Origin of the sequence: Paenibacillus sp. FSL L8-0644 (assembly GCF_038008165.1) — a bacterium.
Taxonomy (GTDB): domain Bacteria; phylum Bacillota; class Bacilli; order Paenibacillales; family Paenibacillaceae; genus Paenibacillus; species Paenibacillus polymyxa_D.
The window spans coordinates 675,594-695,165 of record NZ_JBBOYN010000001.1 but is presented as its reverse complement, the minus strand read 5'-3'; the positions used below and the strand labels follow the sequence as shown (position 1 = coordinate 695,165).

Below are 19,572 nucleotides of genomic sequence, written 5' to 3'. Positions count from 1 at the left end.
TTACTCCGCTCCTTTTTTCTGCGTGTATGTCTCCGCATCTTCTGATAGTTGTCCCGCAGACCAATATACTAAAATATCATCCAGTTCCAAACGCCGCACACGGATGGGGCGGATGCCCGCTTGTTCCAAGATGGCGCTGGTCTCTCCGGCTGCCAACGTTACAATTCGCTGCAATCCGCCTTCGCTCTCCATCTCTACAACACCCGGAAGTTCCGATGCCTCCTCCGGTGTGCCTTCAAACCACATTTCTTTGCTATTTTCGAGCAAATGGTCTTTTTCCAGCTTGCCGAGCAGCCTGCCATCATGCATCAGGACAATATAATCCGCCAAACGCTTAATCTCGTCTATGATATGAGTGGCAATAATGACCGTCGTTTTGCCGTTCTCCATACAATCCCGCAGTTCCTCCAGCATGATTTTCCAGGCAAAAGGGTCTAAACCCGACGAAGGCTCATCCAGCAGCAACAAACGAGGGTGAGGCGCCAAGGCTGCAGCCAGTTCAAACTTACGGCGCTCTCCCTTGGACATGCGCGATAATTTCGTATGCTGAGGAACCTGAAATCGTTCCATCAGACGCTGAAAACGTGTTTCATCCCAGCCGGGATACCACAAGGCTCGAAACGCCGCTGCTGCTTCTGCTGTGAGTCGATCTTCCTCACGGGTCGGCTGCTCTGACATATACCCAACCCATTGTCGTGTATCTGCCGGCATGCCGTCCGGATACGCTTGACCGAACCAACGTATTTCACCGGAATCCGGGTGGATAAGCTGAGTCAGCAGATGAATCAATGTACTTTTGCCCGATCCGTTATGTCCAGCCAAAGCGACTACATATCCCGGTTCAATGGTTAGATTAATCGGTCCAATTTCCCGGTTACCTCGAGTTTTATAGACTTGGCTCATCTCAATAATGGGTGTTTTTATCTGTATCCCCATAGGAACTTCCACATGATGGTTTACATCGTTTTTCACGGGCGTCACTCCTTCACTTGGACTTCATACCTTCTCTTCACCATTTCTGCGAAAAGCTCCAACAATTCCTGTTCTGTCATCTGTACAGCGATGCCTGTGTCAATCGCCGTTTCCAACGCCTCGGTCACTGCTTTAAGGCGGTAACCTGAGCGCTTATCGTCTTCGACCAGAGCTACGAAGGTGCCCGTTCCCTGCCGGGTACGAAGCAAGCCTTCGTTCTCCAAATCCTGATAGACCCGCCGGACGGTGATGACGCTGCAGCGGAGCGTCCCTGCGAACTCCCGAATGGAGGGAAGCAGCGTTCCCGCTGCAATCTGTCCGGTTACGATGAGTGAGCGAAGTTGCTTTTCAATCTGCGCATACAGCGGTTCCGCGCTATTCTCATCAATTTGCACTGGTATATTCACCTGCTTCTCCCCCCTTTTTATCTATCTTTGTACACATACCGCTAAGTTAAATCCCGTTTCATAAGCTTACGCTGTGTCACCCTGTAGGACATCCACATACCCAGAGCTCCTGCCAGCAGCGCTCCCCACATCACCGGAGACAACAGCTGCCATTCCTTGCTGTAAAATGCCGTTATCGATACCAGATTGGCCCCACATACTCGAACTATAATCGTAACTATCCCACAAATTAGCATGATGACAATGGATAGCCAAAAGTAGGATTTACCTTTTTTAAGAAATTCCAAATGAATATAAATGGCTTGAATCAGCATTCCGTAGCCTATCCAGGTAAGTGCAAACGATACAAAGAAACCTGTACTGGCATATACCCGAAACGTAGCTGACAACGTAAACAAGAGAGTGAAAAATATCACACTATTCACAACAAACGCCAAAAGCGCCTGTTGAATTCGACTCATAATCACCGCATTCATCGGTATAGGCAAGGTGCGGAAAAAGGCTAGCATATGCGTATAGGAATCTTCCTGAAGATATTTAAATGCACGGCGGTTATAAATGTATCCGAGAAACGGAATCAACACCAGCATGATAAAATCGGCTACCGGACTCAAGTTTCCACGTTCATCCCAATGCACACTTACAGCAAAACTCATGGTAAATCCCAAATACGCAATAAACAGCAATGTCCACAGCATAACATATGGATTGTTGCGAAAATCCTGCCGGGTAATCTTCCATGCCTGCTTGATGATTGTCATTTTCTTATCCTGATCCCTTCTGCACTGCCTGTAATGACGACCTCGTTCTCTCTTCATACGAAGTTATTATTAAAGTAATCAATGTTATTACTGTATATATCTTTATACACAGTATATAAACCATGAATTACAACTGTCAACACCTGAATGTAAATTGTGCGTACAATCACAATAGCTCGTCAGGACCTATGCTACTCTGTAAATGATAAACGTTCTCAATCAAGGGGATGAACAAATGGATAAGATACTGCACTGGGATGAGCCGATTTTTAACCTTGTTAACCGTTATCCCGAAGTGAAGGACATTATGGTAGAGCTGGGTTTTCATGATATCGCCAAGCCTGGCATGTTACAAACCGCAGGTCGTTTTATGACATTGTCCAAAGGTATTGCATTGAAAAAAGTAGCTATGGAAACCGTGGAACGCACGTTTTTGCAACATGGTTTTACCATTCAAAAATAAAGGAGCTAACGATCATGAGCGAGCTAATTAACAACCGTGAACATACAGCACAGGAATTAACAGAACGTCAACGAACACTGAAGGAAATTATAAAAGAATTACATGCCGGGAAAAGCGTCGAAGAGGTGAAAGCGCGTTTTGCAGAGGCTGTTGGCGGAGTAAGTGTGGCGGAAATTTCAGCTATGGAGCACGCACTGATGACCGAGGAGGGAATTCCCGTATCGGAAGTTCAGCGGCTCTGTTCCGTGCATACTTCGATCTTCAAGGGCTCCATTGAGGATATTCACCGTCCTTCAGGACCGGAGGAACAACCGGGACATCCTGTCCACACATTCAAGCTGGAAAATCGAGAGATCGAACGACTGGTCAACTTTAAGTTGGCATTGCATGCAGAGCAATTTCAAAAGGAGGACAGTCCCAAGGTTATTTACAAGCTGCTTGAGGATTTAAGTCTGCTAATGGATCTCGACAAGCACTACAGTCGTAAAGAAAACTTGGTCTTTCCTTATCTAGAACGCTATGGAATTTTTGGCCCGACCAAAGTCATGTGGGGTGTGGACGACGGCATTCGTGCCGCGATTAAGGAAGCGAAGAGTCTGCTCGCCGAATATAACGGGGATCGTGAACAGATTGGGAAGGCGCTTGCCCATATCATGAGTGAAGTAAATGAAATGATATTCAAGGAAGAGAATATTTTGCTGCCGATGGCACTCAGTAAGCTGACAGAGGATGAATGGCTGAAAATAGCCCGGGAAAGCGAGGAAATTGGATTCTGCCTGACCGCCCCCGAACGCGAATGGATACCCGAACGGGCAGAGGAGCCTGCAGAAGCCCTTGAGCAAACGGAAGGCACATCAGGAACACCGCAAGGCTTCGTGCGATTCGAGACAGGGATTGTATCCGTACAACAATTGGAACTGCTGTTGAACCATCTACCTGTTGACCTGACCTTTATCGATGAAAATGATGTTGTTCGCTATTTTTCCCATGGTAAGGAACGAATCTTCGCGCGCACGAAAGCCGTCATTGGTCGTACCGTACAGAATTGCCACCCACCCCAAAGCGTGCATGTCGTTGAGAAGCTGCTGGAAGATTTTAAGGCAGGCCGCAAGGATGTTGAAGATTTTTGGATTCCAATCAAGGATAAATTTGTCTACATTCGTTATTTTGCCATCCGTGATGCAGAGGGCCGCTATCTGGGAACGTTGGAATTTACGCAAAATATCGCACCCATTCGTGCCTTGGAAGGACAAAAGCGTATTCTATCCGAATAGTATCCAACCGTAAGCCACCATGTTCAGATTTTTGCCACCCAAACTTATAATATGTTGTTCTACTATAAGTTTGGCTCCCAACCTTTCATAAAAGGTACATGCTGGATTACCTGCTAGCACCCATACGATCACAGAGTGAATATCCATACTATTGAAATGTTGAAGCAGACGTAAAAATAGTCTCTTCCCCAAGCCTAAACTATGGTATTCACTCAAAACGTAAATTGCCGTTATTTCTCCCCCATACGGGGGATATTCACCTGACTTTTCCGGACCCCCACTCACAAATCCGATGATTTCCCCCTTCTCATTTTCAGCAACATATACCCGATGACCGTCTTCACTGGATAGATTCGCATTCCACAGTTTTGTTCTTTGCTCATAGGAAAGCTGTTCCAGAACCTGGGCAGGCATTATTTCTTTGTACGTCGTCCTCCAGCAATCTACGTGCACCTTGGCGATGCCCTCGGCATCTGATATCGTTGCTTCCCTGATGATCATGTGAGTTCCACTCCTAGTTTCCAATATTATACTTTCCATATACCGACGATCCGAATCTTGATCTATAATAAAAATGTTCACTGCTATTCATTCATTCCTGAAGGATTCGACTTGAATAAAATTGTTTCATTTTATGTACGTTCGTGGCTGTAGCTGTATTGATCATAGGCTGGAGTATCGGGTTGACGCCCGTAGGCAATCTGGTCTTTCAATATGTATTTGGTGTGTCCCCGAATTGATCGAACCTACCAAGAACGTATTTCAGGTTCTTACTTTACTATACATATGGGTAGCTGTCCGTAACATATATCAGGGACTTATTATTAACAAGCACCGAACGGCATGGATGACATTCAGCTCGTCCATACGTATTATCGTGATGCTACCAAACCTATCTTTATCGGTAGGCTGTTTTCTGTAGCTTTGCAATTCTCGCGCTTATTCTCTGTATCTGCTTTTTTCCAGGACTGGACGGCAAAGTGGCGGGAATTGTGATGGCTGTTTCCGATGAATGCATCATCCTGAAAAAAACTTACCTAGAGAGCCTTATGCAAAGGACCCGCACATTGACTCCCTATGGCACAACTCGCTTTTACGAGGTCAAAATATAAGGGCCGTTCTTTGTAATCGCAATCGTGTGCTCGTATTGGGCTCCCCAACTGCCGTCTGCTGTGCTGATGGTCCAGCCATCGTCCCCCCAGAGCACGGCCCCCTCGGTTCCTAGGGTAAATACCGGCTCGATGGTAATCACCATCCCTTCGCGCAGGGGTAATCCCGTTTTGGGACGACCGTAGTGCAGAACCTCTGGCGGCTCATGCATTTGGCGGCCAATGCCATGCCCGATCAGAGGCTTGACGTTGCCGAACCGCCGCCAGCCTGCCGCTTTTTCCACAGCATGCCCGATATCCCCCAATGTCCTCCCCGGGCGGGCAACCTCTATACCGCGCATCAGTGCCTTATGGGTCTGCCGCAACAGTCTCGCTACCGGGCGGCTAATGTTACCTACCGCATAGGTCCATCCTCGGTCAGCCAGCCAACCGTCCTTGTTAACCACAATGTCGATGGTCACAATATCCCCATCATGAAGCACCCGCTCCGAGGGAAAACCATGGCACACCACCTCATTGACCGAAGCGCAGGTGGCATAAGGGAAACCTTTATAGCCCTTTTGTTCAGGCGTGGCTCCGCGCTTGTTTAAAAACTGCTCCACCCAAGCGTCGATTTCAAGCGTTGTGATTCCCGGAAGAATACGACTTTCCAGCGTACGATGACAATCTGCTAAAATACGCCCGGCCTCCCTCATGTAGCCGATTTCCTCCGGTGTTCGTATCGCTATCTCTATTGGAATCCGCCTCCTTTGAGCATACAAATACACTAAACCTATCCCATTGTATGCAGGGCAGACACAAAAAAACCGTCTCCTCTGTGGATAGACGGTTTATAAAAGTCGTATTTCTAGTTTTTCGGGTAATCGAACCCTTTAAGATACTGAAGAATTTATGCGACCGAGTTCGTTTTCCACCACCATGGTCAACTCTTCCTCATACCCTCCTGTAATCCGGTATTTTCGCACATATTCCTTTACAAATTTTTTGGGATCCTTAGGCCGGAAAATTCGAGTCATTTCCCGCAGACTTTCCTTTACTTCATTGTGACCTTTCGTTGCCATGTAACTCCCTCCCAAAACGTTGAAAATAAGTGCTCCGTTGAAGAGAATGCCGAAAAGTATTGATGTCCTTATGCAGTGAAGTAGTATGTCTAATTGCAGCTTAGGTCGGGAACGCCTTAGGCAGGCATGTACCTGACACTTGTATTAACCGATTTTCTTTTGGCTGAATCACTACCCCATTATAACATATTCAGATACAGCTTTCAGCTTTCCAGTAAATTTACATTGATTTTACCTATCTTTTACGCATCATGTCATTTGGGGTACTACATCAGCTGTTGCACAGAGGGTATACCTTATTTATCGGTTTTTGGAGTGTATGTGTTTGGGGTAAAATAAATAAACATAACAAGGAGGGAAAAGGATGAGCCGCTATGCTCCGCTGTTCACTGCACCTGTTGCCCGTATGTCTGCCCTGAACATAGGAACTTGTGAAGAGGAGGGCATCAATGCCTCCTTACTTGATCAGGCAGACCGTGAAGTTCAAGCCAAGTTTCCTAAAATGCACAGCTTCCTGCTGCTGCGCCACGGTAAACTGATCTGGGAACGCTATTACAACGGTCATGAAGCAAGCTCTCTGAACGATTTGCGATCCGCGACCAAAAGCTTCACTTCCACGCTCATCGGCATAGCTATGGCTCGCGGTGATATGCCCGGGCCAGAGACGGCTGTACATAAGCTGTTGCCTGAGTATTTACCTAGGCGGAAGGAAACACTGCTAGAGCAGATTACGATTCGCCATCTGTTGACCATGACATCCGGCTTGTATTGGCAGACAGGCAAAAAGCTCGGAGAAGCTTTTATCCACCGTTTTCATCGCAGCAAAAGCTGGCCGTCCTTTGCCCTGCGCTTACCTGTACAGGAGGATCAACTCGGTGTATTCCAATATCGCAGTGTTGACTCGCACTTGCTGTCCGTGCTACTGACCCATTGTTGTGGGATTGACGCCTATACGTACGCTCTCCAGCATCTGTTCGAACCCTTAGGTTTTGGGAGAAGTGGTTGGGCACAAGATCCAGAGGGCTACACCATGGGACATATCGGGCTATATCTGACATCGCGTGACATGGCTAAATTCGGCGACTGCTGCCTTCATCAAGGCAGCTGGAACGGAAAAGAATTGATACCGGCCGATTGGCTGCATCAGGCGACACAGCGACAGGTCGAAGGCTATCCAGAATTCGGGGATTACGGATTCCAATGGTGGACAGGACGACTCCACGGCATCAACTACGCGTGTGCACACGGACATGGAGGACAGCAAATTTATCTTGTGCCAGAAGCGAACGCAGTCGCGGTATTTACAGCAGACAGCAAGGTGAGCCGTTGGAAAAATCCGCGAACACTGCTGGAGCGTTACGTTTTGCCAGCCGTATCCTCCCTCAACTTGGAACGTTCCTGAAATGAGCTTCAATGTGCTTATTGAATATAGGGGGCTAAACAATCATGGAAGTCTTACCACCAAAAATTCTAATATTGTACGCCAGTTACGGGGAAGGCCATGTACAGGCCGCCCGGGCAATTAAGGACAGTTTGCGAAGACTCGGACACTGCGAGGTACGACTACTTGACCTAATGGCTGAATCTCATCCCTGGTTGAACAGTCTGACCAAATTTGTATATATGCAAAGCTTCAAAACCATTCCACAGCTTTACGGATGGGTCTATAACATCACGCGCGGTATGCAGGCTACATCGGCCTTCGGCCATGTGTTGCATTCATTCGGAATGCGTCAACTTACGCTCACACTGAAAAAGGAGTTGCCCGACCTCGTAGTACATACATTCCCGCAGCTCGCGCTTCCGGCGTTACGTCGCAAAATGGGAATGCATTTGCCGATTGTCAACGTGGTTACGGATTTCGATCTGCATGGGCGCTGGCTGCATCCCGATATTGACCGCTACTATGTAGCCACTGAGGATATGCAGCAGGAAGCTGCCCAGCGGGGAATACCGATCGAACGCATTGCCGCGACGGGCATTCCGATCCACGCTTCTTTTTATAACATGTCTGCCGACGAAGCGCCTGTTCAAGAACAGCTAATCCCACCCCTACAGGCTGAGACTACTACGCTACTCATTATGGCTGGCGCCTATGGTGTGCTATCCGGCATAATGGATATCTGTCAGCAATTAAGCCAGCTTCCTCAGTTGCGGCTACTCATCGTCTGCGGTCGTAACCAGCAACTGAAGGCAGAATTGGATGCGCTGTATGCAGACTACCCGGACATTTACACCTATGGATTCGTGGACTTTGTTCCAGCACTTATGCGTGCGAGCAATCTGGTGATTACGAAGCCGGGCGGCATTACACTCTCAGAAAGCATTGCATCCGGTTTGCCTATTCTTGTGTTCAAGCCCGTACCCGGTCAGGAGCTAAATAATGCTCTATATTTGCAGCAAAAAGGAGCTGCTCGGATTGCTCGCACTACGGAGGAGCTGATTCAGCATTGTCTCGACCTGATTTCCATCCCCTCTCTTGCTGGAGAGATGACGCAGGCGATTAAGCTACTTCGCAAACCTCATCCCGCAGACCAAATTGCCGAGGATATTTTGCATCAGCTTGTGGATAAAAGAACCTCCGTCCGGACAAATTAACGGAGAATAAGCCAGACGGAGGGGATACCAATGGAACGCAAAGGAAAGGATTTACTCCCACTAACGGGTGATAAGGTAGAAGTGGACGGTGTTTATATTGATGAGGATGGACATGAGCAGCATTTGCACAGGGGCCAGCATTTTCCCGCTGATGTAGTTTTGGGTACTTCCGAGTGGAAAATGACCGAATATGCCTTTGATAACCATCACGAAGGACGTACCGATGAACGACTTATCCCCAAAGAGGATGACAAGAATAAAATGGGTAAAATCACACACCCACGCCGCCATTTAAAAACTGGTGACCGATAATTACGAAAGTATATCCAGAATTACACCCAATATGTTGATAGTTTGTGGACAAACTGTGTGCAAAGTATAAATTATCGTAATATTATCTACAGATTGTGCACAACTTGTGTATAAATAATGTTATTTCTGTGGATAAACATTAATATGTGGTGGATAAAGTGTATACAACATGTTCATAACCGTTTAAAAGGCTGAACGAATTCTTTTCGTTCAGCCTTTTTCGTATTTTTATACACATTCTCTAATTCATTTTTTTACCGAGATCGGGTATGTTCGAACGAAAAATCGCTCCCGGAACGATGAGTTGCCCAAAAAGGACTCTATCCCATTAACGGAGACTCATCGAAAATTCGCAAATAGCGCATAGAGGAGTGTAAAATGGAAACGAGGACGAACAGAGTCAAAAGAGGAATTACCGAAATGTAATAAGGCGTAGTCATCATAGAAATTCTCGCTTCAGGCGGGCGAACATATGCAGGAACGCGGTATATAGAAGCATCTAGCAAAACTCGTTGACCAAAATTTGGAGTAGGGGTGATCCGAATGGCATCTATTAAAATCCTTTCACTTAATGTCGGCATGCCCAAGCAGATCCAGTTTAATCAGAAGAACGTTTCTACGGGGATATTCAAGTCGGCCACAGATGAATATTTGTATTTATCTTATCTAAACTTCGAAGGGGATGGGCAGGGCGATCTAGTTCATCACGGGGGTAAAGAGAAAGCTGTATGCGTCTATCCCTACGAGCACTATCCGTTCTGGGAAAATGAATTGCGGAGACCGCTCGATTACGGCGCGTTCGGGGAAAATTTAACGATAAAGGGTTTGCTAGAATCCGACGTTTGCATTGGAGACGTCTTTAAGCTTGGCAAAGCTATCGTTCAAGTTAGCCAACCGAGACAGCCTTGCTACAAGTTGTCCATCAAGTACGGCGTACCGGACATGCCCTTGAAGGTACAGCAAACAGGCCACACGGGATTCTACTTCCGCGTTTTGGAAGAGGGAGTTGCCTCTAAAGCCGACGGACTATCCCTCCTTCATCGCCATCCGAAAGCAATTACGGTTTCATTTGCCAATCGAATTATGCATCAAGAGAAGAATCATATCGAGGGTATTAAGCAAATTCTCGAAGTGGAAGAATTGTCCTTAAACTGGAGAAATACGTTTCTAAAACGTTTGGCGGGAACCGAAACGGATTCTCGGGAAAGACTATCAGGCAATTCGTAAGATGGAAGTGGTTCAATGAGTCTGCAAGCTCGTCTGGCTGCAGTCGAACATCGAATCTGCGAAGCTTGTGGGCGATGCGACAGAAGCGCAGTCCAAAGGTTATCGCCAAATTCGAGTATATCCATTCGCTTGACCGCTTATCCTTTGTGTAGAGCCAATTTTTTTACCGAGATCGGGCATATCCTTCAATCCTGTCCTCATAGCTTGTATAGTACGGAGACTTAGCTTGAATCTTTTTATAAAGGAGGATATGCCTGACATGTCAGTCTATAAGTCTTCCACAGGATTGGATGAAAATATAGCAGCTGTCCTGTGCTATTTGTTCGCCTTTATTGGCGCGCTGGCCTTTGTCATGCTGGAAAAGAAAAGCCGATTCGTATTATTTCACGCACTGCAATCCATACTTCTTTTTGTAGCCCTCATGATCGGACATGTGCTGGTAGGATTCATTCCGCTACTCGGTCCTTTCCTCGCCTCCCTGCTAACGCTGGCAAGCCTTGCCTTGTGGATTATCTTGTTAATTCGTGCGGGACAAGGAAAGTGGCTCAAGCTTCCCTGGATAGGCGATCTGGCTCTTCATCAAGCCCGGCAGTTATGAAAACAGCAAAAAACCTTGATCCTAAGCAAGGAATCAAGGTTTTTTATGTTTGGGCAGTTCATTTTTTTACGCTAGCTTCTTCTGTCCTATCAGGATTTTGAAAAATTCGATTCCAGTCGCTCCGGAGTGCAAGATATAGACGAACTAAACCATTTCGATCTATATCTTATTCATTGGAAGTCGCTTATGGGATTTTTGCAAAATCCTCGTCTATATGGATGTGTCCCAGCTTATCTGGATTAACCATTAAATAAAAATTCTGAATATGCTCCCCGTCCGGTGTCAGTATGAGACATAAGGTTTCTCTCACTTTTCCGTCTTCCAGAAATGCCAGCTGGACCTCGCCATTGATGACGGTATGGCACACATCTCTTTCTCGTAAAACGGTTAATACCCGACGAGAAGTCAACAGGGCAAGAACACCTTTGCGTACAACCATCGGCCTCATCACCGTATGCACATTACCTCCGCCATCTGACACAAATACAGGTTGTTCAGCCAGTAGTTCCAGCATAGCAGTCACATCGTAGGCAAGAAAAGCTGTTGTAAAACGTTCTAGTAGTTTTATTCGGGATGAGTTATTCACATTGCGACTGGACTGAGCCTCAAAAGCAGATTCTCCGGAAGATAGAATACGACGGGAGCGACTGAACAACTGACGACAGTTGCTCTCCGTCTTCCCCAGCAATTCCGCAATATCTTTGTAATCATATTGAAAAGCTTCCCTCAGCACAAAAACAGCCCGCTCTATCGGCTTTAGCTGCTCCAGCAAAACCAGAAAAGCGTAAGATATCATATCTTTACGCTCTAACCAATCCGCAGGGAGATCTGCGCTTTCACCCAACGGCTCCGGCAGCCACTGTCCTACATATGTCTCTCTTTGCTTACGTGCAGAGTTCAGTAGATTCAGGCACCGATTCATCGTCATTTTGGCCACATAGGCTTTGGGATTGTGTATATTATCCAGGGGCTTATCCTTCAGCTCGACAAAGCAGTCTTGAACGACATCCTCGGCATCTGTAACCGTTCCAAGCATGCGATAAGCAATGGCAAAAGAATATTTGCGATATTTCTGATACAGCTCTTCCAGACTTACATCCACCGATTCTTGTTCAATTCTATGTTCTTTGCCAGACAAAGCATAGCCCCCTGTTCATTAAAGAATGCCCGGATACATGCCCGTTGCAATTGCAATCCGGTTCCAACTGTTAATCACGTTAACTGCGGTTATCAAATCTACGTATTCTTCCTCGGTAAAATGCTCTCTGACCCGATTATACAAATCTGTAGGTACCCCTTGTTCTGAGATACGAGTAACCGCTTCGGCTAATTCAAGCATAACACGTTCTTTTTCCGTGAACAAAGGAACCTCCCGCCATAAGGCTAGCTGCAAAATGTGGTCAGCATAATCCCCCAGCTTGAGCAGATCCTTCGCATGCATATCCAGACAATAGGAACATCCATTGATTTGGGATACTCTAATTTTCAGTAGTTCGTACAATACTTTGTCTGTAAAACGACCGGAAATATATTTCTCCATCTCCATCATCGCCTTGAACGTACTAGGACTCACTGTTCTGTGATTGAATCTTAAACTCACGATACATCGCCTCCATTATTGGTTTACATATAGAAGACAAATGAACATGTGATTTTGTGACAAAGTGCAATACATCAATTGGGAATTGCCCTCAATTGACATAGCATGTATTATAGATAAATGATTTTATGCAAAGAAGGTGAGCACTCACATGAGCGGAAAAGGTATTATAAAAGAATTTAAGGAATTCGCTGTACGGGGTAACGTGATTGACCTTGCGGTCGGTGTTATCATCGGTGGAGCGTTTGGCAAAATTGTCACTTCTGTGGTAAACGATATTATTATGCCTCCGATTGGTAAGCTTCTGGGAGGTATGAATTTTCCAGATTTGTATGTAGCTTTACAAGCTGCTGATCCTTTAAATGGTGACGGTACACGCAAGACTTTGGCACAGGCCAAAGAAGCAGGGATCGCGGTCCTCGCCTATGGTCAGTTCATTAACGTCCTGCTGGACTTTCTGATCGTGGCCTTCTGTGTGTTCATGCTGGTCAAAGGGATTAACATGCTGAAACGCAAAGAGGAAGAAAAACCTCCTCAGGAAAAAACGATCAAGGAATGTCCACATTGCCTATCCGAAATTCCTGTAGCCGCTACCCGTTGCGCACATTGCACTTCCAAGCTGGAAGGGTACGTGGAAGCACGCTGACTCAACCCACTTATATGACTACAATAAACGGCTTAAGACGCTCTATCGTCTTAAGCCGTTTTGGCATGTATGGAAAATTCAATTAGTTGAAATTGGTGATAATGCCACGGGGTCTAACGGGCAAGCCCTCAGCGTACAGATGGGAAACATCACCGAAGCCGATGCAACGGGGAACTGCCCATTCTTGGGAGCGCTCATCAAACAAGATCGTGGTTACGGAGCTAGGCGGCATCCAAAAACCGGACCAGACCAAGGCCAATGGCAACTCCAACAGATGAGCAAGCCAGGTCAGCCCGAAGCCGCCATGACAAAATACCGCCACCTGATCTTCAGTGTGCTTCAGAATCCGGTACCTGCCCTCCACCCGCTCAAAGCCTTGCCGTTTCAGGAACTCATCGGAATGAAGCTTCAGCCGCTCGAAGGTTTCAGGGCTTTGTGTTCCCTGATAATAGGAAATCTCCTGCCAAGAGTCATGAGTCGGCAGGGGCAACTCGGAACGGATCACTTCACCAGGCAAATCCCAATGGGAAAGACGGCCGTATGGGGTTTCCTCCAGCTTTAGAGCCAGCTCCTGCGTCCAGTGTTCTACTTCATGAGTCATACCCAGAGAGTCGGCGGTGTAGCGCATCGTATCCAAAGCCCTCCCCAAAGGAGAGGCATAAATTCGATCCAGTCCGTGACTGGAAAGCCGCTTGGCTAGTGCCTGGGCTTCCAAATGCCCCTCCGGCGTGATGGTGTTGTTGGGGTAATCGGGGTCTGCGTGTCGGATAATATACAATCTCATCATTGTTCTCCGTTCCTATGAATGGCGACAGGATCGCTTTATCTCATTTCATCGATTAGTTCTCCTGGTCTTTAACGTTTAACGTTTATTCAGCAAAGTTTCCAAAATCGCGCGCAAATCCCTATCTTCCTGGTAGACTTCCTCACCCGTATCCAGCTCAATAACCCGGATATATGTATAATTGGCTCTGACATCGACTGGTTTAAAAATCAATTCCTCCGGATTGTCTGGGCGGACATCATAGCCCATATTTTTGAACATATCCGTGATTTGATCAATCCCCGGCTTGCCCCCGCTTTCCAGCATAATCAACCCGCGAAGTTCCTTGGGTTCCTCCGGATGCATGACTCGAAAATGTACTATACATTCCATGTAAAATCGCTCCTTTCAATCATAATCTATGTGATGTTTCAAATCCTTATGTTCCCAGCATACCCCAAATGCCACTCCACATTCCACACCCGCCTTCATATCGTCAGGACAGAAAACACGTTATACTGTAAAGTAGACCTTTGATTTCTGCTTACTATAGGAGGAACCACGATGAATAGCGAGCTTCTGGATATCTACGACGATGAAGACAACCCCCTTGGCACAGCCTCCCGACAAGACGCACATGCCAAGGGATACTGGCACCATACCTTTCACTGCTGGCTAGCACGAGACACTTCTACAGGCCGTCGCTTGCTATTCCAACAGCGTCAGGATACGAAGGATACCTTCCCCGGATGCTACGATATTACAGCAGCCGGTCATTTGACGGCAGGCGAAGATATGTCTCAGGCGGCTCGCGAGCTGGAGGAAGAACTGGGCATTCATGTTCCCTTTACCTCATTAACACCGCTGATGACCGTTCGGTATGAAAGCAAAGATACCGCCCAGGGCACCTCTTTTTGGGATCGGGAGGTTAGCTCGGTGTTTGGACTGCTATCGAACCAGCCATTGGAAGCTTATCATCTCCAGCAAGAAGAAGTAGCCGGACTGTACGAAGCGGATCTTGACCAAGCACTGGCCCTTTTTGAAGGCTATATTCCCTTTATCGAAGCCCAAGGCATTACGTCAGGGCCGAACCCAGAAAAAACTCGCCGCCTGATCACATCGGATCAATTCGTGCCTCATAAGGCGGGCTATATTACATCTATATGCCGGGCACTGATGGAACTTCCTACCCGGTAATCTTTAGCTATTCCCCAGCTGACATATATTTGCCGATAATGCCTTCATACCGCCAGCCATACCGGGTCGACAGCTCTCTGCCCATATCATGCTCCAGCTCATACAGAATAAGATCCTGAGCAAAATGATTAAGCAGCAGGCCTGTCATTACCGGATGCTCGGTAATAAGCGCCTGTGTCGGGCAATTCTCTCCCCGCATCCCCAGCATGCACCAACGCCGATCAATAACAAAAGAAAACTTACGCCCTGCTGGTTCCTGTCCGTCTGTACCAGACCTAAGCGGTAACCACGGTCCCATCATGCTTTCTCCGTTATCGCAGGACCAGAGCAGACGCACACCTCGACTCTCGGCTTTCTCCAACTCTGTCCGCAGCAGTTCGGCTTCCTCGCGCCACAAGTCCAACACAATCTCATGCTCTGCCCGTTCCAACTCACGGGTCAGACTTTCCAGTACCTTCCGATCGCCTTCCGCATTATAAAAGGTCGGCTTGGTTGGTTCTGTTCGTGGCATTTCTTTCTCCACTGCACGTAGAGACTCCTGCATTTGTCCTTCGATCATCCGGGTTAATTCAGCCGGTGGCAGCATGCTGTAACGTACAGGCTCTCCCGCACTGGTTCTGAGGTATCCCTGCCCGGCCAAACGCTGTAAAGCCGCGTACACGTTGGAGCGTGATGCACCCAGACGCTTAGCCACTTCATAGCCGGAAGCCGCATTTTGCCTCGAAAGCTCGACCATAACCTTGGCTTCCATTTCCGTAAAACCCAGATTCCGCAGATGATGCAGCAAACGCTCCATATATTCTGTTCCCCCTATGCTGCCCGGCGTTATGTCTGTGTCCTGCAGCAGCCTGTTCGGCTGCGTTAAATCTGTTCAGCTCCGCAACGCGGGCACCACTTGGACCCTTTGGGTAGTTCTGCGGTGCAGATTTGGCATTTTACATTTTCACGTACTTGTGCAGACGGCGTTGCCGGTTTCTCAGCCCCGGAGTTGTTGGCCTTCCAATATCGAATCCGCTCGTCCAGCTCCTCCTGACGCTCACGCTCACGTGCCAATTCTTCAAGACGACGGTGTTCTTTTTCCAGATCTTCCTGACGACGGCGCTCCCACTCAGCGTCGAATGCCGCTTTTTCCTCCGGTGTAAAATCAGACACTGTATAATCGCGGTCTAGTCCCGCTGGTTCGTGTGTTTCATACCGCTCATCCTGTTCCTGTTCATGTCGATCGACTACTTCATGTTCTGCATACTCCGTGTAAGCAGGCGCAGCATCCTTCGCTACCTCTGGCTTGCGCAGATCAAAAGAATAGACGTCCGTTGGCACCTCTTCACGCACAGCAGCTACTTGTTTGGAAGCAGCCTGTCCTTCATTGAGCTTGCGTCCGCATTTAGGGCAAAAGTTCGCATCCAGAGGCACAACCGCTCCACAGGTGCATAAATGAGCGTTCTTCAATTCTGCAATTCTACTGCGCAGCTCGTCAATTTCATCCTGAAGCTCATCACAAGCAGTGGATAGCTGTGTCATCTCGGTTTCTGCCACCGACATGTCGGATGCGCGATAACCTTCGTAAAAGATTTGACCCATTCGCAAGAAATGAACATCCATTTCCTGCTGGATCGTTGTAATTTGTGAATTGATCTTACTAATCTCGACAGCATGCTGCGCCTTTTCTGTTGCGCGATTAGCGCCTTCCTTTATACGTTGAATCAGCTTCATCGTTATTTCCTCCCCATATCCAGCCGGATTTCACTGTACCGTCCGTATATCCCAAAGTTTTTTTCTGTTGGCAAACCTCGAACTCCTGTATAATGGAATGCGGTCATATCGCCTGTTTGAAGGCTATAGGCATTGGCGTCAACGTATTGACGTTCTGACGCTTCGGCAAGATCCGCATGAATTTCAGCATTATTTTAGTCCATCGCCTTGTTCTTATCGTCAGCTAAAGCTGACTAGAACTCTATCATACCAAAAACTACCCCCATTTGTGAAAATGGAAGATTTTAAGAACGAAAGGGGTTTCAGGATTATGGACCCAAATCCTTCTTTTTACCCCCGACCCATCGGGGTTCCTTATTCAACGTCGAGCCCTCAGGCACGTCGTGCTTCCATGGATACCAGTATGACGCTGGTACCCGATACCGACCAAGACTCGGCCTATTTTCGTGCTTTAGAGAACGCCGGCATTCACCTGAACCGCCCGCAGATTCAGGCCGTCCGCCACGGCAAAGGTCCCCTACTGACCCTTGCAGGGGCTGGCTGCGGCAAAACCACAGTGCTGGCTGCCCGCGCAGGCTACCTGATGGCGATGCGGGATGTTCCTGCATCGTCCATTCTGCTGGTGACCTTCACCAGCAAGGCAGCTGCCGAGATGAAACTGCGCATCGCGGGATTACCCGGTGTGCGCCCTGCCGCTGCACGTGCAGTTCAGGCACGCACGTTTCACTCATTCGCTTTAGCGATGCTGCGTCATCGCGGCGTGCAAGATGAAGTGTTCGGTGAAACGCAGGCCCAGCATACCGTCATGAAAATGATGCTGCGGCAGCTTGGGCTCAGCGAAGCTTTCCAGCCGGAAAGCCTGCTGTCTGCCCTCTCCGCCTGGAAAGCGGAAGGCCGCAGCGCGGACGAGCTGCCGGAAACCGTGCGCGAGGAATCGGATGCCAAGCGTGCCATGCTCGCTTATGAAGCGTGGAAACAGGAGCGCAATAAAATGGATTTTGACGATATTCTGCTGCGTGCCTCCGCACTACTGCGTGACCCGGATGTGCTTCAGCCGCTTCAGCGACGTTTTTCACATATCATGGTCGATGAATTTCAGGATACGAATGCCCTCCAATATGAGATGGTGCAGCGGTTGGCTGCCCGACATCGCAATCTGATGGTTGTGGGGGATGATGACCAGACGATCTATACCTTTAATGGGGCACGCCAGGAATCCATTCTGGAGTTTGACAAGGTCTATAAGGATGCAAAGGTCATTACTCTGGATATTAATTATCGCAGTGATGCACGCATTTTGGGGCTGGGCTCCAACATCGTCGCCAAAAATGTTCATCGACGCTCCAAACGTCTTGCGGCTGCCGGGCGTGAGGGCTTGCCGCCACAGTTTGCCACCCCATCTGGGCCTGAGGAAGAGGCGGGACATATTGTTACTCATCTGCTCGGGCAGGTAGAAGAAGGTCGTCTTCGCTACCGGGATATCGCTATTTTGCACCGGACAGCCAGCGGAAGCCGATCTATTTTTGAGCAATTAATTATGCGGGATGTCCCATTTATTCAGTACGGAGCAGGGGCTGTATTTTATGACCAGTCCCTGATTCGTCCTTTAATGGATCACCTGCGCTTGTCGCTAAATCCCCGACGTATGGAATCCATTCCGAGCACCCTTGGGCCGCTGTACGTCTCGCGTGAGGCTGGGATGGAATGGATTATGCGCGAGGAGAAACAGCAGGCTAAAAAATACCCGCTGATTCATCTCAGCCGCTGGGATCGACTACGTGATTTTCAGCGTGAACAAGTGAAAGAGCGTATTCGTCTGATTCGCAGTCTCACTACCATGAAACCTGCCTATGCCATTCAAGAAATGCGGCGCGTCTTTTATGACAAATATTTGGAAAGTGGAGATACGGGCGCGTGGACTCATTATAAGGAAACGATGCAAGAAAGTCTGGAGGAGCTCGAAACGGCAGCCAAGCGGTTTGACACTGTGGAGGCGTTCGTCAGCTTTGCGGACGAGCTTTCCGAGCGTCACCGCCAAATGGAATCGCTGCGCAGAGAGGAAGACAGCGATGCTGTTCGGCTCATGACGATCCACCGCGCCAAGGGATTGGAATTCCCTTGCGTATATTGGATCGGAGCCAGCGAAGGCATTCTGCCGCACAGCTCGGCGCTGCACAGCGAGCTGCCGGAGGATCGGCGGGCAGGCGCCGCCCCAACTACGGCTGTGGATAACGATGCAGCGCTTGAAGAAGAGCGCCGCCTCGCTTACGTGGCCGTCACCCGGGCGAAGGAGTTGCTATACATCACCTCCCCCGCCTCTAATCATGGCAAGCCTGCCGCCGTGTCACGCTTCCTGCTGGAAGCCTATGGGGTCACCCCTGAGGCTTCCAAGCCAGAAACACGCCGCAGTAGCTTCGGCCAAGCGAAGGGTGCTTCCGGGTATGGCAGCCGTGCTGGCGCTGGATCGCCAGCGTCTGGCACAGCGACCCGCGTGAGCAACAGGCCGGGACCAGGCAGCGCTACGGCACGGACAACCTCGTCGGTGGCAGGGTCTCCAGCGGAGCCACGCATCAACGTGCCTGTGTGGAAATGTACCGACGGCGCTTGCAAAGCGTGGATGCGTCGCGACACAACAAGCGGACGCCGTACAAGCGCGGCTAGCACAAGCACGCCGCCAGTGTGCCCGCTCTGCGCCTCCCCGATGACAGAGGGGACACGCAGCATCCCAGCCAGATAGGGATACGGCGTATAGCTGGTATGGAGAATTGTGCAGACCAATAATAAATCAAATAAAATTTGGACAGACCAAATAAAAAAGTGGCAGACTAGGACTTAAAAATAAAGCCCTAGCCTGCCACTATCTGTTTTAAC

Annotated in this window: 22 protein-coding genes; 10 read left to right on the top strand and 12 right to left on the bottom strand. The window is 48.5% G+C overall.

The window, feature by feature from the left end; all coding sequences use genetic code 11:
• The 3 genes from NSS94_RS03210 to NSS94_RS03200 are packed head-to-tail and all read right to left on the bottom strand — an operon-like array spanning position 1 to position 2,140.
• Positions 1 to 936: an ATP-binding cassette domain-containing protein gene (locus NSS94_RS03210; RefSeq protein ID WP_069010966.1), complete on the bottom strand. Its 936-nt coding sequence runs from the start codon at positions 934 to 936 to the stop codon at positions 1 to 3.
• A gap of 41 nt (positions 937 to 977) precedes the next feature.
• The gene (locus tag NSS94_RS03205) at positions 978 to 1,379 is read right to left on the bottom strand and encodes a GntR family transcriptional regulator (RefSeq protein ID WP_039270421.1); all 402 of its coding nucleotides are present in this window, start codon (positions 1,377 to 1,379) and stop codon (positions 978 to 980) included.
• A gap of 41 nt (positions 1,380 to 1,420) precedes the next feature.
• Complete coding sequence (locus NSS94_RS03200; RefSeq protein WP_029515935.1) at positions 1,421 to 2,140, bottom strand: hypothetical protein; 720 nt, start codon at positions 2,138 to 2,140, stop codon at positions 1,421 to 1,423.
• Between the two features lie 235 nt (positions 2,141 to 2,375).
• On the opposite strand from NSS94_RS03200, the gene NSS94_RS03195 reads away from it, so the two are divergent.
• Positions 2,376 to 2,603 (top strand): DUF1858 domain-containing protein, encoded by a 228-nt coding sequence (locus NSS94_RS03195; protein ID WP_029515936.1) that lies wholly within the window; start codon positions 2,376 to 2,378, stop codon positions 2,601 to 2,603.
• Positions 2,604 to 2,617: 14 nt separating this feature from the next.
• A complete protein-coding gene (locus tag NSS94_RS03190; protein WP_029515937.1) occupies positions 2,618 to 3,877 on the top strand; it encodes a DUF438 domain-containing protein in 1,260 nt (419 codons plus the stop codon).
• Here the strand turns inward: NSS94_RS03190 and NSS94_RS03185 are convergent.
• The 3 genes from NSS94_RS03185 to NSS94_RS03175 form a co-directional block, all read right to left on the bottom strand.
• The gene (locus NSS94_RS03185; RefSeq protein ID WP_029515938.1) at positions 3,866 to 4,378 is read right to left on the bottom strand and encodes a GNAT family N-acetyltransferase; all 513 of its coding nucleotides are present in this window, start codon (positions 4,376 to 4,378) and stop codon (positions 3,866 to 3,868) included. The two genes, NSS94_RS03190 and NSS94_RS03185, sit on opposite strands and share 12 nt — an antisense overlap.
• A gap of 592 nt (positions 4,379 to 4,970) precedes the next feature.
• On the bottom strand, positions 4,971 to 5,753 hold the full coding sequence (gene map, locus NSS94_RS03180) for a type I methionyl aminopeptidase (RefSeq protein WP_080658580.1): 783 nt from the start codon (positions 5,751 to 5,753) through the stop codon (positions 4,971 to 4,973).
• 105 nt (positions 5,754 to 5,858) lie between these two features.
• Positions 5,859 to 6,047 (bottom strand): hypothetical protein, encoded by a 189-nt coding sequence (locus NSS94_RS03175; RefSeq protein WP_007428354.1) that lies wholly within the window; start codon positions 6,045 to 6,047, stop codon positions 5,859 to 5,861.
• Positions 6,048 to 6,411: 364 nt separating this feature from the next.
• Here NSS94_RS03175 and NSS94_RS03170 point away from each other — a divergent pair, with 364 nt between their 5' ends.
• The 5 genes from NSS94_RS03170 to NSS94_RS03150 all read left to right on the top strand — a co-directional run bounded on the left by NSS94_RS03170 (position 6,412) and on the right by NSS94_RS03150 (position 10,782).
• Positions 6,412 to 7,449 (top strand): serine hydrolase domain-containing protein, encoded by a 1,038-nt coding sequence (locus NSS94_RS03170; RefSeq protein WP_029515940.1) that lies wholly within the window; start codon positions 6,412 to 6,414, stop codon positions 7,447 to 7,449.
• 44 nt (positions 7,450 to 7,493) lie between these two features.
• Positions 7,494 to 8,645 (top strand): MGDG synthase family glycosyltransferase, encoded by a 1,152-nt coding sequence (locus NSS94_RS03165; RefSeq protein ID WP_029515941.1) that lies wholly within the window; start codon positions 7,494 to 7,496, stop codon positions 8,643 to 8,645.
• Between the two features lie 30 nt (positions 8,646 to 8,675).
• On the top strand, positions 8,676 to 8,957 hold the full coding sequence (locus tag NSS94_RS03160) for a hypothetical protein (RefSeq protein WP_029515942.1): 282 nt from the start codon (positions 8,676 to 8,678) through the stop codon (positions 8,955 to 8,957).
• Between the two features lie 543 nt (positions 8,958 to 9,500).
• Entirely contained in the window at positions 9,501 to 10,184 is a 684-nt protein-coding gene (locus tag NSS94_RS03155; protein WP_029515943.1) for an MOSC domain-containing protein, read from the top strand.
• A 259-nt stretch (positions 10,185 to 10,443) separates the two neighbouring features.
• Positions 10,444 to 10,782, top strand: a complete 339-nt coding sequence (locus tag NSS94_RS03150) for a DUF4870 domain-containing protein (protein ID WP_040102217.1) — start codon at positions 10,444 to 10,446, stop codon at positions 10,780 to 10,782.
• 184 nt (positions 10,783 to 10,966) lie between these two features.
• On the opposite strand, the gene NSS94_RS03145 is transcribed toward NSS94_RS03150, so the two are convergent.
• The gene (locus tag NSS94_RS03145; RefSeq protein WP_318627617.1) at positions 10,967 to 11,920 is read right to left on the bottom strand and encodes a sigma-70 family RNA polymerase sigma factor; all 954 of its coding nucleotides are present in this window, start codon (positions 11,918 to 11,920) and stop codon (positions 10,967 to 10,969) included.
• An 18-nt stretch (positions 11,921 to 11,938) separates the two neighbouring features.
• Positions 11,939 to 12,382: a carboxymuconolactone decarboxylase family protein gene (locus tag NSS94_RS03140; RefSeq protein ID WP_039270408.1), complete on the bottom strand. Its 444-nt coding sequence runs from the start codon at positions 12,380 to 12,382 to the stop codon at positions 11,939 to 11,941.
• Positions 12,383 to 12,533: 151 nt separating this feature from the next.
• Between NSS94_RS03140 and mscL the strand changes: the two genes are divergently transcribed.
• Positions 12,534 to 13,028: a large conductance mechanosensitive channel protein MscL gene (gene mscL, locus NSS94_RS03135; RefSeq protein ID WP_029515947.1), complete on the top strand. Its 495-nt coding sequence runs from the start codon at positions 12,534 to 12,536 to the stop codon at positions 13,026 to 13,028.
• Positions 13,029 to 13,110: 82 nt separating this feature from the next.
• Here the strand turns inward: mscL and NSS94_RS03130 are convergent, their stop codons facing one another.
• Both NSS94_RS03130 and NSS94_RS03125 read right to left on the bottom strand, forming a co-directional pair.
• On the bottom strand, positions 13,111 to 13,812 hold the full coding sequence (locus NSS94_RS03130) for a histidine phosphatase family protein (RefSeq protein ID WP_029515948.1): 702 nt from the start codon (positions 13,810 to 13,812) through the stop codon (positions 13,111 to 13,113).
• A gap of 78 nt (positions 13,813 to 13,890) precedes the next feature.
• The gene (locus NSS94_RS03125) at positions 13,891 to 14,184 is read right to left on the bottom strand and encodes a hypothetical protein (protein ID WP_029515949.1); all 294 of its coding nucleotides are present in this window, start codon (positions 14,182 to 14,184) and stop codon (positions 13,891 to 13,893) included.
• A 171-nt stretch (positions 14,185 to 14,355) separates the two neighbouring features.
• On the opposite strand from NSS94_RS03125, the gene NSS94_RS03120 reads away from it, so the two are divergent.
• The gene (locus NSS94_RS03120; RefSeq protein WP_341038632.1) at positions 14,356 to 14,988 is read left to right on the top strand and encodes an NUDIX hydrolase; all 633 of its coding nucleotides are present in this window, start codon (positions 14,356 to 14,358) and stop codon (positions 14,986 to 14,988) included.
• Between the two features lie 7 nt (positions 14,989 to 14,995).
• On the opposite strand, the gene NSS94_RS03115 is transcribed toward NSS94_RS03120, so the two are convergent.
• Entirely contained in the window at positions 14,996 to 15,784 is a 789-nt protein-coding gene (locus tag NSS94_RS03115) for a TrmB family transcriptional regulator (RefSeq protein WP_029515951.1), read from the bottom strand.
• Between the two features lie 65 nt (positions 15,785 to 15,849).
• Positions 15,850 to 16,701 carry a zinc ribbon domain-containing protein gene (locus tag NSS94_RS03110; RefSeq protein WP_029515952.1) on the bottom strand — a complete coding sequence of 284 codons (852 nt, stop codon included), beginning with the start codon at positions 16,699 to 16,701 and terminating at the stop codon, positions 15,850 to 15,852.
• A 310-nt stretch (positions 16,702 to 17,011) separates the two neighbouring features.
• On the opposite strand from NSS94_RS03110, the gene NSS94_RS03105 reads away from it, so the two are divergent.
• Complete coding sequence (locus NSS94_RS03105) at positions 17,012 to 19,438, top strand: UvrD-helicase domain-containing protein (protein WP_318627619.1); 2,427 nt, start codon at positions 17,012 to 17,014, stop codon at positions 19,436 to 19,438.
• Positions 19,439 to 19,572: the final 134 nt, after the last annotated feature.

What these genes read in the sequence shown, in the direction of transcription:
- NSS94_RS03195 (WP_029515936.1), top strand. Translation starts at nt 2,376, where the DNA reads ATGGATAAGATACTGCACTGGGATGAGCCGATTTTTAACCTTGTTAAC.
- NSS94_RS03170 (WP_029515940.1), top strand. Translation starts at nt 6,412, where the DNA reads ATGAGCCGCTATGCTCCGCTGTTCACTGCACCTGTTGCCCGTATGTCT.
- NSS94_RS03200 (WP_029515935.1), bottom strand. Translation starts at nt 2,140, where the DNA reads ATGACAATCATCAAGCAGGCATGGAAGATTACCCGGCAGGATTTTCGC.
- NSS94_RS03115 (WP_029515951.1), bottom strand. Translation starts at nt 15,784, where the DNA reads ATGGAGCGTTTGCTGCATCATCTGCGGAATCTGGGTTTTACGGAAATG.
- NSS94_RS03175 (WP_007428354.1), bottom strand. Translation starts at nt 6,047, where the DNA reads ATGGCAACGAAAGGTCACAATGAAGTAAAGGAAAGTCTGCGGGAAATG.
- NSS94_RS03185 (WP_029515938.1), bottom strand. Translation starts at nt 4,378, where the DNA reads ATGATCATCAGGGAAGCAACGATATCAGATGCCGAGGGCATCGCCAAG.
- NSS94_RS03210 (WP_069010966.1), bottom strand. Translation starts at nt 936, where the DNA reads ATGGGGATACAGATAAAAACACCCATTATTGAGATGAGCCAAGTCTAT.
- NSS94_RS03120 (WP_341038632.1), top strand. Translation starts at nt 14,356, where the DNA reads ATGAATAGCGAGCTTCTGGATATCTACGACGATGAAGACAACCCCCTT.
- NSS94_RS03160 (WP_029515942.1), top strand. Translation starts at nt 8,676, where the DNA reads ATGGAACGCAAAGGAAAGGATTTACTCCCACTAACGGGTGATAAGGTA.
- NSS94_RS03130 (WP_029515948.1), bottom strand. Translation starts at nt 13,812, where the DNA reads ATGAGATTGTATATTATCCGACACGCAGACCCCGATTACCCCAACAAC.
- NSS94_RS03155 (WP_029515943.1), top strand. Translation starts at nt 9,501, where the DNA reads ATGGCATCTATTAAAATCCTTTCACTTAATGTCGGCATGCCCAAGCAG.
- NSS94_RS03150 (WP_040102217.1), top strand. Translation starts at nt 10,444, where the DNA reads ATGTCAGTCTATAAGTCTTCCACAGGATTGGATGAAAATATAGCAGCT.
- NSS94_RS03165 (WP_029515941.1), top strand. Translation starts at nt 7,494, where the DNA reads ATGGAAGTCTTACCACCAAAAATTCTAATATTGTACGCCAGTTACGGG.
- NSS94_RS03190 (WP_029515937.1), top strand. Translation starts at nt 2,618, where the DNA reads ATGAGCGAGCTAATTAACAACCGTGAACATACAGCACAGGAATTAACA.
- NSS94_RS03105 (WP_318627619.1), top strand. Translation starts at nt 17,012, where the DNA reads ATGGACCCAAATCCTTCTTTTTACCCCCGACCCATCGGGGTTCCTTAT.
- mscL (WP_029515947.1), top strand. Translation starts at nt 12,534, where the DNA reads ATGAGCGGAAAAGGTATTATAAAAGAATTTAAGGAATTCGCTGTACGG.
- NSS94_RS03125 (WP_029515949.1), bottom strand. Translation starts at nt 14,184, where the DNA reads ATGGAATGTATAGTACATTTTCGAGTCATGCATCCGGAGGAACCCAAG.
- NSS94_RS03110 (WP_029515952.1), bottom strand. Translation starts at nt 16,701, where the DNA reads ATGAAGCTGATTCAACGTATAAAGGAAGGCGCTAATCGCGCAACAGAA.